The organism is Candidatus Photobacterium acropomis, assembly GCF_030685555.1.
In the GTDB taxonomy this organism is placed as follows: Bacteria; Pseudomonadota; Gammaproteobacteria; order Enterobacterales; family Vibrionaceae; genus Photobacterium; species Photobacterium lucens.
This window is the reverse complement of sequence record NZ_CP131609.1, coordinates 2894646-2908502: the sequence shown is the minus strand read 5'-3', so window position 1 is coordinate 2908502 and position 13857 is coordinate 2894646. Positions and strand designations below refer to the sequence as shown.

At 43.3% G+C, this 13857-nt stretch carries 12 protein-coding genes; 9 read left to right on the top strand and 3 right to left on the bottom strand.

The features are described from left to right. Positions 1 to 23: 23 nt before the first annotated feature. The 7 genes from pilW to der all read left to right on the top strand — a co-directional run bounded on the left by pilW (position 24) and on the right by der (position 7794). The gene (pilW, locus tag Q7657_RS20075; protein WP_107165534.1) at positions 24 to 782 is read left to right on the top strand and encodes a type IV pilus biogenesis/stability protein PilW; all 759 of its coding nucleotides are present in this window, start codon (positions 24 to 26) and stop codon (positions 780 to 782) included. Continuing rightward, entirely contained in the window at positions 772 to 1812 is a 1041-nt protein-coding gene (gene rodZ, locus Q7657_RS20070; protein WP_107165533.1) for a cytoskeleton protein RodZ, read from the top strand. The genes pilW and rodZ overlap by 11 nt, the downstream gene beginning before the upstream one ends. Positions 1813 to 1827: 15 nt before the next feature. Further along, the gene (gene ispG, locus Q7657_RS20065; RefSeq protein ID WP_107165532.1) at positions 1828 to 2949 is read left to right on the top strand and encodes a flavodoxin-dependent (E)-4-hydroxy-3-methylbut-2-enyl-diphosphate synthase; all 1122 of its coding nucleotides are present in this window, start codon (positions 1828 to 1830) and stop codon (positions 2947 to 2949) included. Between the two features lie 96 nt (positions 2950 to 3045). Beyond that, the gene (gene hisS / locus Q7657_RS20060; protein ID WP_107165531.1) at positions 3046 to 4314 is read left to right on the top strand and encodes a histidine--tRNA ligase; all 1269 of its coding nucleotides are present in this window, start codon (positions 3046 to 3048) and stop codon (positions 4312 to 4314) included. Between the two features lie 13 nt (positions 4315 to 4327). Next, positions 4328 to 4939 (top strand): YfgM family protein, encoded by a 612-nt coding sequence (locus Q7657_RS20055; RefSeq protein WP_008987738.1) that lies wholly within the window; start codon positions 4328 to 4330, stop codon positions 4937 to 4939. 11 nt (positions 4940 to 4950) lie between these two features. Then, entirely contained in the window at positions 4951 to 6114 is a 1164-nt protein-coding gene (gene bamB / locus Q7657_RS20050; protein ID WP_107165530.1) for an outer membrane protein assembly factor BamB, read from the top strand. Positions 6115 to 6291: 177 nt separating this feature from the next. Further along, positions 6292 to 7794: a ribosome biogenesis GTPase Der gene (der, locus tag Q7657_RS20045; protein ID WP_107165529.1), complete on the top strand. Its 1503-nt coding sequence runs from the start codon at positions 6292 to 6294 to the stop codon at positions 7792 to 7794. Positions 7795 to 7913: 119 nt separating this feature from the next. On the opposite strand, the gene Q7657_RS20040 is transcribed toward der, so the two are convergent. From Q7657_RS20040 to Q7657_RS20030, 3 genes are all read right to left on the bottom strand, one after another. Further along, the gene (locus Q7657_RS20040; protein WP_023931426.1) at positions 7914 to 8768 is read right to left on the bottom strand and encodes a co-chaperone YbbN; all 855 of its coding nucleotides are present in this window, start codon (positions 8766 to 8768) and stop codon (positions 7914 to 7916) included. 487 nt (positions 8769 to 9255) lie between these two features. Then, entirely contained in the window at positions 9256 to 10083 is an 828-nt protein-coding gene (locus Q7657_RS20035; RefSeq protein ID WP_107165528.1) for an SDR family oxidoreductase, read from the bottom strand. Beyond that, a complete protein-coding gene (locus Q7657_RS20030; RefSeq protein ID WP_045068111.1) occupies positions 10080 to 10694 on the bottom strand; it encodes an arylesterase in 615 nt (204 codons plus the stop codon). The genes Q7657_RS20035 and Q7657_RS20030 overlap by 4 nt, the downstream gene beginning before the upstream one ends. On the opposite strand from Q7657_RS20030, the gene Q7657_RS20025 reads away from it, so the two are divergent. Then, positions 10693 to 11382 (top strand): ABC transporter ATP-binding protein, encoded by a 690-nt coding sequence (locus tag Q7657_RS20025; RefSeq protein ID WP_045063629.1) that lies wholly within the window; start codon positions 10693 to 10695, stop codon positions 11380 to 11382. The two genes, Q7657_RS20030 and Q7657_RS20025, sit on opposite strands and share 2 nt — an antisense overlap. After that, positions 11372 to 13840, top strand: coding sequence for an ABC transporter permease (locus tag Q7657_RS20020; RefSeq protein WP_107165527.1), 2469 nt, complete (start codon positions 11372 to 11374; stop codon positions 13838 to 13840). Before Q7657_RS20025 ends, Q7657_RS20020 begins: the two co-directional genes overlap by 11 nt. The last annotated feature ends 17 nt before the right edge of the window (positions 13841 to 13857 follow it).

The following is a 13857-nucleotide window of genomic DNA, read 5'->3' as shown; positions in this document are numbered from 1 at the left end:
CATGGATGTTGAGGTGAGCAAAAATGATGCGATGGAGCGTATACCCACTATTGTCATGCCTGTTATTTACAGGCTGTGCCACAGTAGAAGTGGCAGATAATGGTAGAGAATTTGATGCTAAAGCTGCCTCAGAAGCGAGATTAAACCTCGGCCTGAATTATTTAAAAGAGGGTCAGTGGGAACGTGCACGAGAAAATTTGGAACTAGCGTTAAAGTATGATCCAACCTACTACCGTGCACAAAACGCAATGGCTTATTATTATCAGAAAGTTGGTGATAAAGACGCTGCAGAAAAGATGTACAAACAAGCGTTAAGATATTCACCTAAAAATGGCGATGTCTTAAACAACTATGGTGTATTCTTGTGTAGTGAAGGGCGCTACGATGAAGCCATTGCTGCTTTTGTGAGAGCGATTGAACAACCTTATTATTATTTGATTTCGGCAAGTTATGAAAACGCAGGCTTATGTAGTCGTAAGCAGGGCAATTTAGAAGCCGCAACGGGTTATTTTGAAAATGCGCTTGCCCATGACCCGAATCGTCCGAGATCTATGTTGCAACTGGCGCAAGTTGAGATTGAGACCAACAATTTCAAAGATGCTCGCGTACAGTTATTCAAATTTAATAAGAGATATGGGTACACAGCAGACAGTTTGTGGTTACTCATTCAGTTGGAAAAACAAGCTGGACGTTTAACTCAGGCAAACAAATACGCTATTTTGCTGAAAGAGAAATACCCAGATTCTCTGCAATATCAGAATTATTTGGCCAATGAATACTGAAAATAACGAAGAACAAAAAATAACAGAAGGGAATCAGCTTCCTGGTGACGTATTGCGTCAAGCTCGAGAGCAACTTGGCTATTCACAAAAGGATATTGCTAACCGTCTAAGGTTACGTCTTTCTGTTATTGATGACATTGAAAACAACCGTTTTGATCAAGCCCAACTAGCCACGTTTACGCGTGGCTATGTGCGTTCATACGCAAAATATGTGGGTTTAGAAGAAAATGCTGTTCTTGCTCTGTTGGATAAATGCGGTCACGCCAAGCCAAAAGCACAAGAAATGCAGAGTTTCTCTCGCCGAACTAAACGTGAAGCACACGACAGCCGTATTATGGGACTTACTTGGATCCTTGCGGCTGTTTTTGTAGGTGTGACCGCTGTTTGGTGGTGGCAGAACATCCATCTTGATCAAAATACCAATGCTTTAAACATAACCGCAGATCAAACTGTTGCTCATGAAAAACAAGAGCAGGGTGAAGATTCAGCGATTGTGACAACCTTAACAAATGATGATGCAACCATCAGCGTAACGAAACCTGCGACGGTGGATACCAATGTTGATCATTCCGCGACAACGGATACTACGGCGCAGCCAGCAGAAGCAACGGCAACAACGCCTACAAGCACTGAATCAACAACATCAAACACGGCACAAACGGCAGCACCGACTTCTGAACCTTCAACAGTAACACCTGCTGACAGTGCTAATGCTTCAGCGACAACCGCTGAAGCAACGACGGCAACAACAGATGCAACCCCTGCTGAAACAACAGAGCAAACCGCTGATGCTCCTCAACTTCAGTTAGCTTTTTCTGCTGATTGTTGGATTGATGTACGTGACGCGACGGGTAAGCGATTAGACTCTGGTATTAAGAAAGCCGGCCAAGTTTTAGATTTAGAAGGTAAAGCACCATTTCGCGTTCGACTTGGCGCACCAAGTGCCGTTAAAATTAACATCAAAGGTCAACCTTTTGATTTAAGTCGTTACCCAGCATCTAAGCCAGTAACGCTTAAGTTGCCGCAGTAATTTAGAGAAAGAGCAATGCATAACAAATCACCAATTATACGCCGTCAATCGAGCCGAATTTACGTAGGTAATGTGCCTATTGGCGATGGTGCACCTATCGCCGTTCAGTCGATGACCAACACGCGTACAACAGATGTCGAAGCGACTGTTGCACAGATCAAGGCATTAGAAAAAGTTGGTGCTGATATTGTCCGTGTTTCTGTACCGACAATGGATGCAGCGGAAGCATTCAAAGTGATCAAACAACAAGTCAATGTACCGCTTGTTGCTGATATTCATTTTGATTACCGCATTGCACTTAAAGTTGCAGAATATGGCGTAGATTGTCTGCGTATTAACCCAGGTAATATCGGTCGTGAAGATCGTATTCGCTCTGTGGTTGAATGTGCGCGTGACAAGAACATTCCTATTCGTATCGGCGTTAACGGCGGCTCTTTAGAAAAAGACATTCAACAAAAGTACGGTGAACCTACACCACAAGCTTTAGTTGAATCAGCAATGCGTCACGTAGAAATCTTAGATCGTCTGAACTTTGATCAATTCAAAGTTAGCGTAAAAGCCTCTGATGTTTTCCTTGCTGTTGAATCTTACCGTTTATTAGCAAAGCAAATTGTTCAGCCTCTTCACCTTGGTATCACCGAAGCGGGTGGTGCGCGTGCAGGTTCTGTTAAATCTGCAGTTGGTCTAGGTATGCTTCTCGCTGAAGGTATCGGTGATACATTACGTATTTCTCTTGCAGCTGATCCGGTTGAAGAAATCAAAGTGGGTTTTGATATCTTAAAATCACTGCGCATCCGTTCTCGTGGTATCAACTTTATTGCTTGTCCTACATGTTCACGCCAAGAGTTTGATGTGATCGGTACTGTTAATGAGCTAGAGCAACGTCTAGAAGATATTGTGGTACCAATGGATGTTTCAGTGATTGGCTGTGTAGTAAACGGCCCAGGTGAAGCTGAAGTTTCTCATTTAGGTATTGCTGGCGGTAACCGTAAGAGTGCTTTCTATGAAGACGGTATCCGTCAAAAAGAGCGCTTTGATAACGACAATGTGATTGATCAGCTTGAGAGTAAAATTCGAGCAAAGGCATCAATGTTAGATCAAAACAACCGCATTGATGTAAAACAACAAGATATATAATCAAAAAACCATGCTCATAATGATTGAGCATGGTTCACTATTTCATAAAGACATTATATATTCGATTCCAATTCCCAGCGGTTAACGAGAATAAACGTGGCGAAACAAATTCAAGCAATTCGAGGCATGAACGACTGCCTTCCAACACAATCTCCACTTTGGCAAAAAGTCGAAGGTACTGTTAAACAAGTGATCAGTGCATACGGTTATAACGAAATTCGTATGCCGATTGTTGAATCAACACATTTGTTTAAACGTGCGATCGGTGAAGTGACCGACGTTGTTGAAAAAGAAATGTACACTTTTGAAGATCGCAATGGCGATAGCCTAACACTGCGCCCAGAAGGTACAGCAGGTTGTGTGCGTGCTGGTATTCAAAATGGTTTGCTATACAACCAAGAACAGCGTCTTTGGTACATTGGTCCAATGTTCCGTCATGAGCGCCCACAGAAAGGTCGTTACCGTCAGTTCCACCAAGTAGGTGTGGAAGTATTTGGTCTTAACGGTCCAGATATCGACGCTGAACTTATCATGATGACTGCACGTCTATGGCGTGAGTTAGGTATTCATGAACACGTTCGTCTAGAGTTGAACTCAATCGGCTCATTAGAAGCGCGTGCAGAATACCGTAAAGCACTTATTGCTTTCCTTGAGCAACACTTAGATGTGCTTGATGAAGATGCAAAACGTCGCATGTACACCAATCCATTACGTGTACTAGATACTAAGAATGCTGCTATTCAAGACATCCTAGTTGATGCGCCTAAGCTTTCTGAGTACTTAGATCCAGAATCTAAAGAACACTTTGACGGTTTATGTGAACTATTAGACGCTGCTGGCATCAAATACCAAGTAAATGAACGTCTTGTACGTGGTTTAGACTACTATAACCGTACTGTATTTGAGTGGATCACAGAGAGCCTTGGCGCACAAGGTACTGTTTGTGGTGGCGGTCGTTATGATGGTCTAGTTGAACAACTAGGTGGTAAAGCGACACCTTCTGTTGGTTTTGCAATGGGTCTTGAGCGCCTAGTATTACTAATGGAAGCACTAGAACAAGATGAAGTTCGTCGTTCAGTAGACGTTTACGTGGTAACAGCGGGTGAAGGTACACTGGCTGCAGGTATGACACTGGCTGAGAAGCTACGTACTGAAGTATCAGGTTTACGTGTAATGACGCACTTTGGTGGCGGTAACTTCAAGAAGCAATTTAAGCGCGCAGACAACGTTGGCGCAGCTGTTGCATTAGTTCTTGGAGAAAATGAAATTGCTGAGAACACCGTAGTAGTAAAAGACTTACACGGCGGTGAGCAGACGACCATGGCACAGGATGAGGTTGCTGCAAAACTGGCAGCACTGATTTAAGAGAGGACAGGAAGTGAACGACTACGCCACAGAAGAACAACAGGTTGAAGCGATTAAATCGTGGTGGCAAGAGAACGGCAAAGCCGTTGTTCTAGGTGCCGTGATTGGTTTAGGTGGTCTTTGGGGCTGGCGTTACTACCAGTCTGAAGTACATGCTGCAAAACACGTTGCATCGGATAGCTACACACAAGTTGTTTCTGCGCTTGATGAAAACAGCAAAGACGCAGTCGCTGAAGCGAAAACATTTATTGATGCCAACAAAGGCAGTCAATACGCAGTGCTTACAGCATTACAGCTAGCAAAAGTTCAGGTTGAGAATAAAGATCTGAATGGCGCTGTTGAGCAACTTCAATGGGTGCTTAACAATACTAAAGACGAAGCGATTCTACCTTTAGCAACAACACGTTTAGCTCGTATTTATGCAGAACAGCAAAAATTTGATGAAGCATTGGCTGAACTTAAGAAAGTAACAGTACCAAGCTGGAAATCAAAAGTTGCTGAACTACGTGGTGATATTTTGCTACAAAAAGGCGATATCACAGGCGCACGTGAAGCTTATGTAGAAGCTCAGCAAGACGGTTCATCACCTGCATTGCAAATGAAGCTTGATGATTTAGCGCAATAAGGCAGATGACGATGCAAAAAGTGTTAAAACGTGTTTTAGCCGTTGCTGTTGCAGTAAGTGTGCTATCAGGTTGTGCGAGTGAAGTTGATTCAATTAAAATGGCACCATTGCCAAAAGTTGATAATACCTTCACACCAAAAACAGATTGGAGCCGTAGCGTCGGTGATGGCGTAAATGGCTACTACTCAAAACTAACGCCAGCTGTAGGTTTGGATAAAGTTTTCGTTGCTGATCGTGCAGGTCTTATCGAAGCACTAAACCCAGCAACAGGTAAAGTTGAGTGGGAAACCGATCTTGAAGGTGACAACAGTGCGAAGCTTTCTGGCGGTTTAGTATTAGGTGATGGCAAAGTTTTTGTTGGCACTGAAAATGCGAAAGTTATCGCATTAGATGCTGAAACAGGTAAAGAAGTTTGGCGTACAACGGTTGCTGGTGAAGTATTAGCAAAACCGCTTGTTGCTGATGGTTTAGTCGTTGTAAATACCAGCAGTGGTGTATTACAAGCACTAGATGTTGAAACTGGCACGTCAAAATGGCAAGTAAGCAACGAAGTACCAACTTTGACACTACGTGGTGATAGCTCACCTGTAGCTGTTTCTGGTGGTGTATTCTGGGGCTTAGCAAACGGTCGTTTAGCGGGCGCATTAATGTCTGATGGTCGTCTGTTGTGGCAACAATCAATTGCTTCACCAAAAGGCTCAACAGAGATCGATCGCTTAGTTGATGTTGATGCATCTCCTGTTATTGCTGGTGATCGTCTATTTGCAGTGGGTTACAACGGTACATTGGTATCAATCGATCTACGTTCTGGACAAATTGTTTGGAAACGTAACTACTCTTCAGCAACAAACTTTATTGTTGATGGTAGTGAGCTATTCTTAGTAACAGCGAAAGATCATGTTGTAGCAGTCGATGCACGTAGCGGTACCGAGTTATGGCAAAACACAGATCTACAATACCGTCAGTTAAGCGCACCTGCGATGATTGATGGCTATGTAGTGGTGGGTGATGCTGAAGGTTACCTACACTGGCTTGATACTCAGAACGGCGAGTTCGTTTCACAAGAAGAAATTGACAGCAGTGGTATTGCGGTACCGCCTGTCGCACTAGACGATAATGGCTTTATTGTTGTGACCCGTGATGGTGAAATCAACAAAATGCAAATACCGCAATAAATCGGTATAATGTCGCTAGATTAAATTTGTCGGCTCCAACTGCGATAAGTAGTTGGAGCCGTTGTTGTTATATCCGTTGTAGATATTATTGTCGGATGAAGGCTTATAAAAATATAGGCTGGAGGCAAGAATGAACGGTAAGAATGTCAATAAGACTATGAAAAGTAAGAGGTAGTTATGATTCCTGTTGTTGCCCTAGTCGGGCGCCCGAACGTGGGTAAATCGACGCTATTTAATCGTCTTACTCGCACAAGGGATGCACTTGTTGCTGACTTTCCTGGCTTAACTAGGGATCGTAAATACGGTAGAGCAGAGCTAGAAGAGCACGAATTCATTGTTATCGATACCGGCGGTATTGATGGTACTGAAGAAGGCGTTGAAACAAAAATGGCTGAACAGTCATTAGCAGCGATTGAAGAAGCTGATGTTGTTCTGTTCCTAGTTGATGGTCGTGCAGGTTTAACTGCTGCAGACGAAGCAATCGCTAAACATTTACGCAGCCGTGATAAGCCAACTTTCCTTGTTGTAAACAAGGTTGATGGTATTGATGCAGACAGCGCATGTGCTGAATTCTGGCGTCTAGGCGTTGATGCAATGTATCAAATTGCAGCAACCCAAAACCGTGGTGTAACGGCACTAATGGAACGTGCATTAGCACCGTTCTCTGACAAACTGAATGCAGAGCTTGCTGAAAACGGCGAAGAGCAAGAAGTTTCTATCGAAGATCTAACGTCTGTTGAAGATATCGAGAAAGCAAACCTTTCTGAAGCTGATGCGGAAGCTGCGTATAAGCGTCTTCAAGAGCAGCCAATTAAACTTGCGATCATTGGTCGTCCAAACGTTGGTAAATCAACGCTAACTAACCGTATTCTAGGTGAAGAGCGTGTGGTTGTTTACGATATGCCGGGAACGACTCGTGACTCTATCTACATTCCAATGGAGCGTGATGGTCAAGAGTATGTTCTGATCGATACTGCGGGTATCCGTCGTCGTAAGAACATGCACCAAGCGGTAGAGAAGTTCTCTGTTATTCAAACGCTAAAAGCAGTTGAAGATGCAAACGTTGTATTGCTAGTTATCGATGCGCGTGAAAACATTTCAGATCAAGATCTAAGCCTATTAGGTTTTGCGCTCAATGCGGGTCGTTCATTGGTTATCGCTGTGAACAAGTGGGATGGTTTGGATAACGACGTGAAAGAGCGTGTTAAATCTGAGCTAGATCGCCGTTTAGGTTTTGTTGACTTTGCACGTATTCACTTCATTTCTGCACTTCACGGTACAGGCGTGGGTCACTTATACGAGTCAGTGATTGAAGCGTACCAATCTGCAACTAAGCGTATTAGTACTTCTCTACTAACACGTATTATGCAAATGGCACAAGACGATCACCAGCCACCAATGATCCGTGGTCGCCGTGTGAAACTAAAATATGCGCACGCAGGTGGTTACAACCCACCAATTATCGTGGTTCACGGTAATCAGGTGAATGAGCTACCGGGCTCTTATAAGCGTTACCTAATGAACTACTACCGTAAGTCATTAGAAATGATGGGTACACCAATTCGTATTCAATTCCAGAACAGCGAAAACCCATTTGAAACTAAGAAGCAAAAGCTAACGGTTTCTCAAGAGCGTCAACGTAAGCGTCTAACGAATGCACTACGCGATCGTAAGAAGTAATTTACTGCGTTAAGCGAATACGAAAAAGCCCGATATGCTAACTCTTGTAGTTAAAGCGTATCGGGCTTTTTAATCTCAGCTGTTTGTATTTAGTTGCTGATACTTAATTAAATAAGTAATTAATACATTAATGAGTAAAGCTGACGACGGTAAGATGCCGCCATTGGGTTGCCTTGACCTAATGCAGTTAAAATATCCATCATGGTTTTCTTCGCGTTACCATCTGAATAGTTCATGTCCTTGCGTAGAATCGCAATCAATAGCTCTAACGCTTCTTCATTACGGTTCACTTGGCTATATTGAATAGCTAATTCATAACGTAGTTCTACGTTATCAGGATCGGCTGCTAACTTTTGCTCAAGCTGTTGGATCTCTGGTGAATTACCTGCTTGTTTGTGTAGCTCTAATCTCGCCACTAAGCTCTTATAGTGCGCGTCTTGATCTTGCATAGGAATCGTAGCAAGGATCGGCTCTGCTTCATCAAATAGCGCCGTTTCAATTAAACATTCTGCAATCGCTAAATTCACTAAACTATCGTTAGGTTGCGTAGCTGCAAGTTGGCGCAGTAGCGGTAGAGCTTGGGCGTAGTCTTTATTATCAACTAATACTAATGCTTGTTTTAGTGCTAGCTCTTCTTGGCTTGGCAAATGACGGGTTAGCATTTCACGTAGGCTTTGCTCGGTTTGCGGGCCAGCAGAGCCATCCGTTGGTTGGCCGTTTTTAAATAGCGCGACTGTTGGTAAGCCGCGAACACCAAACTGCGATGCTACCATTTGTTGGGTTTCACAGTTCAATGTCGCCAGTACAAATTGCCCTTGGTATTCACGGGCAAGTTTTTCAAGTGTGGCGTTAACTTCTAGCGTTTCAGGCATCGATGGCGCCCAAAAGCTGATAACAACAGGCGTTTGCATTGACTGCTCGATAACCTGCTGCAGATTTTGTTCGTTAATTTCTAGCGCTGTATTTTGGTACATGTAATTCGATCCATTGGCTATTTGAAGGCTATATCAAATATATGGGGATGAATCGATGTGGATCAAGCAGCTATCGTTGAAAAGCATGAGTTGAGATAGCGAAAAGCAAAAAATGCTCAAGTGAGCGATTCACTAGAGCATTAATTACCAAATGTCAGTAAAAGAGCAAGGGTGATACAAGCACAAAGTAAGTTAATTTGGCGCAACGTCATACATACACCTTTTGAGCTATGAAGAAAAACTAACCGAGAGAGTTAGCTTAAGAGATGTTGCTACTTTACGTTGCTTATATGACAGTAATATTACGTTTTATTGTTTTTATTGCTTAGTTAATCTTCAAAGGGTGTATGGGCTGTTTATGACACTTTAGTTACCAAACAACAGCCTTTATCGACAATTTTAATTTATAAATGTTGTTTTTATCACCAATTTTCACAACGTGAGAATGCTGCTTGAAATAATGCTAGACAAGCAGCGGCATGATAGTTTAGTTGCTTTTTATCAATAGTTTATCAAGTAATGAAGTCGGTAAGATACGGCGCAAGAAACCAAAAATGTAGGTTGGTTGAGTAACGTAATAGCGTGATTTTGGACGAGAGCTGTTAATAATGTCTAATAATGGACGCAATACGGCATCAGGCTTTAACGTGAATTTGTTGGTAACCTTTTCTTTTCCAAGGCGAGATAGGGTGTCTTGGTAGTTGTCATAATGGCGAGATCCAGCCATATCAATATGACGTTCGAACATTCGCTTTGCGTTAGCACGAAATTGGCTTTCAATTGGTCCCGGCTCAATGAGTGAAATCGTAATAGGGGTATTGGCGAGCTCTAAACGTAAGGTATCGGTATAACCTTCAATGGCAAATTTGCTGGCGTTATACGCTCCACGGTATTTCATTGCAACCAAACCTAGCACGGAGCTGTTCTGTACAATTTTACCGTGACCTTGGGCAAGCATCAGTGGGATCACTTGTTTAGTTAGTTCATGCCAGCCAAAGAAATTGGCTTCAAACTGCTCACGCAGGGCTGATGTGGGTAAATCTTCTAATGCCCCCGGCTGTCCGTATGCGGCATTATTAAATAACACATCAATTGAGCCACCAGTTATAGCAAGCGCTTGTTGTAAACCATCAGTGATGGATTGTTCAGACGTCACATCCAATTGCACACAGCGAATGCCTTCTTGGTTGAGCCTTTCTACATCTTCTGATTTGCGGCAACTGGCAACCACATTGAAACCTTGCTCGGTCAGTGCTTTTGCACAGTAATAGCCAATACCTGAACTACATCCGGTAATTAAAATTGATTGTGTCACTGTGCGCTTTCCTTGTTGAGATAAGGTTGAAGGTGCTTTGCCATAAACTGAGCAATAAGCGGTTGTGCTTCTGCGGTTGGATGCAGACCATCTTTCATCATTAGCTCTGGTTTGACAATAATATCGACTAGAAAAAACGGTAATAAAGGTACATTAGTTGCTTCGCTTAATGATGGATAAGTATTACGAAACAGCTCGTTATAGCGTTTGCCATAATTAGGTGGGACTTCAATTTGCATTAATAGCGGCTGTGATCCCACTTTTTCGATCTCAGTGATCATTTGGCTGAGGTTATTACGTAATATTTTAGGGTGAAAGCCACGTAAACCGTCATTCGCACCTAATTCGATTAAAACAAAATCCGGTTTATGTTGTTTTAGTAATTTAGGTAATCGCGCAAGACCGTTACCACTGGTATCACCAGAGATACTCGCATTTATTACCGTTGTTGGCTGTGCTTGTTGTGCTAATAAAGGGGGAAGAAGTGCAGGCCAGCTTTTTTCTGCTGGCATCTGGTAACCGGCACTGAGGCTATCGCCAAGGACTAACAGTGTTTGACTCAATGTGGTGGATGAAAACACCAGCATCAACAATGAAAGGATTCGTATCATGTCTGTCTCCGTAATTAAAGCGCACTCTGTATCAAAACAGGTCACGACTACCTTGTCGCCAATGACTATTTTGCAGGATGTTTCGCTTGAGGTCGAGCAAGGTGAATCTATTGCTCTTGTCGGTGTTTCTGGTGCAGGTAAGTCAACCTTAATGACATTACTGGCTGGGCTTGATGTACCGACCCAAGGTGAAATAGAGCTACTTGGTCATAACCTTTCCACGCTAGATGATGAACAACGCGCTCAACTTCGTAGTGAATCTATTGGTTTCGTATTTCAAAATTTCTTATTGCTTCCAACGTTAAATGCGCTGGAGAACGTTACCTTACCGTGTCTGATACAAGACAATGAAGTAGACATTGAGCGAGCAAAAGAATTGCTTGCGGTGGTGGGATTAAAAGGGCGAGAAACGCACTTACCAAGCCAGTTATCAGGCGGAGAGCAACAACGCGTTGCGTTAGCCCGTGCATTTATGATCAAACCGAAAATCTTGTTTGCTGATGAGCCAACGGGAAATCTTGATCAGCACACTGCAGCAATGATCATTGAGCTACTGTTTGAACTTAATAAAAACAGTGGCACAACACTGGTGCTTGTGACCCATGACGATACATTAGCGGCTCGTTGCGATCGTGTAATGCGATTAGATAACGGCAAACTTGCGAGGGATGAACGTCATGCAGAGTGATCCTCTTTCTATGAAAAAACGTCCATTCTTTTTGCGTTGGGCGTGGCGTGAAATCCGACAAGGTCAGTTATGGCTAGTTACCTTGGCGCTGAGTTTAATCATTGCCTGTGTGTTTGCATTATCGGCATTAGTCAGCCGAGTTGAAGGGATTATAGTTTCGCAAGGTCGCTCTGCATTAGCGGCAGACATGGTATTGCGATCTTCTCAAGCGGTCGATCTCAAGCAGCTATCAACTAATAATGTAACAACTTCACAGCAAACCCGTTTCGGTACCATGGCATTTAGCGATAACGGTATGCAGTTAGTCAGTGTTAAAGCCGTAGATGCACAGTTTCCATTACGTGGTGAGTTACGCTTACAAGCGGCTGATAAGTCATTGCACCATAATGTGAAGCCTGGTGAGCTGTGGCTATCAGAGCGTTTATTCTCCCTACTTGATGTCAACGTGGGCGATACACTCATGCTGGGGGATGGTGAGCTAACCATCAGTGGGCGAATTTTAGAAGATCCCGAGCTTTCTTTTAATCCTTTTAGCCAAATGCCAGCCGTGCTAATTAATAATCAAGACATTGCAGCCATTGGTGGGATCCAAGAAGGCAGTAGGATCAGCTATCGTTATTATTTTTCTGGCTCAGATGCTGCTCTTAAAGATATTCGCCAGCAATTCTCACTAACCCCTAGCCAACGCTGGTTAACTGAAAACGATGCAGGGCGCAGCGGTGATTTTATTGAACGAGCAAGGCAATATTTATCGTTAACTTTAGTTCTGGTAGTACTGATGGCATCAGCAACCTTAGTGCTGACATGTCAGCATTATGCCGCAACCCGCATTACCTCTGTTGCGATGATGAAAAGCCTTGGTGCAAGTCGACGTTTTCTATGGCGATGGTTATTACAACAAATTGCGGTCGTGTTTTCAGTCGCCATTGGCGTCGGTTTACTATTGGGTTTTTGGCTTGAATGGTTGCTGCGCTACCCACTGCAACAATTGCTACCTGATGAATTACCGAGCATTGGGTTTGCGCCATTAGTGATCAGCCTATTATTGGCGTTATTTATTTCATTGCCTGCATTGAGTATTCCGCTGTCTCGCTTGGTCAATGCTTCTGCTATGAATACGGTACAAGTAACCGACACACCCACGGCTAAATTCTCACCTGTTTGGTTGTTACTGATTTTTCCTGTACTGGCAGCCGTTGCATGGATTGGTACTAACCTGTTTGTTTGGCTCACCTTATTGGGCATGGTTGCACTGTTAGTGTTGCTGGCTTTAGTTGGCATCGCAGCTATCGCATTACTTAAGAAGATTAAGTTTGGCTCTGCTTATGCGTTGGCGTTAAGTCGTGTCAATCGTAGTAAAGCAAATACCGCAACACAATTGGCAGCATTAACCTGTTCGTTAATGCTATTAGCCGTGATTGGCTTACTGCGTAACGAGCTACTGGCGGATTGGAAAAAGACCTTACCTACTGATGCGCCTAACGTGTTTGCAATTAATATTGCGCCAGAGCAGCAACAAGCCTATTTAGATTATTTAGATGTGAATCAATTAGCCCGTTCTGATGGCTATCCTGTAACCCGTGGGCGATTGGTAGCGATTAACGAGCAACGTTTTTATCCCTTAGCGGAAGAAGCGCAAGTCGATAATGATATGAATAGTGATCACACAGAGGAAGATCGTGATCCCGCATTAAGACGAGAGCTTAACTTCACATGGGCAGAAACCTTACCGAGCCATAATGACGTTATTGAAGGTAAATGGGGAGATAACTCTGGTGTCTCAGTGGAGTCGGGTATTGCGAAACGCCTAAATATTAATTTGGGTGATAAGTTAGCTTTTACTGTTGGTGGGTTAGAGTTTAACGCCACAGTAAACAGCATTCGTGATGTAGAATGGCGTAATATGAAGCCGAACTTCTATTTTATTTTCACTCCAGATGTATTGCAGTCGTTTCCTGCTACATGGTTAGTGAGTTTTCGCATAAACGATCAGCAAAGTGATTTACTTAATACCTTAGCTGGCAATTACCCAACCGTGAGTGTGCTTGATTTACGTATGATGGCGACACGCATTCAAGGCTTGTTAACTCAAGTGAGTTGGTCACTGACGGTATTAGCTGGTTTAGGTGTTCTGAGTGGGTTGCTGTTAATCATGACCTTATTGCGCTTGAGTATTTCTGAGCGTCAAACCGAAATTCAGCTTTATCGCACACTCGGTGCAAGCCGAAAACGCATTGCTGCTACTTTGTGGTGTGAATACGGCATTATTGCGTTATTAGCTGGTATTATTGCAGCTGTTGGCGCTGAATTTGTTGTCGGCTTGCTGGTGGTGAAAGGCTTTGAACTGCCGTTTACCTTGCATCCCTTAATGTGGTTAGGCTTACCTGTGCTGGCAATTGGGTTGGTGTATTTAGTGTCACGTTCGCAGATCAAGAAGCTGTTGTTGCCGTTAAGGTGATATGCTTAAATATTGAT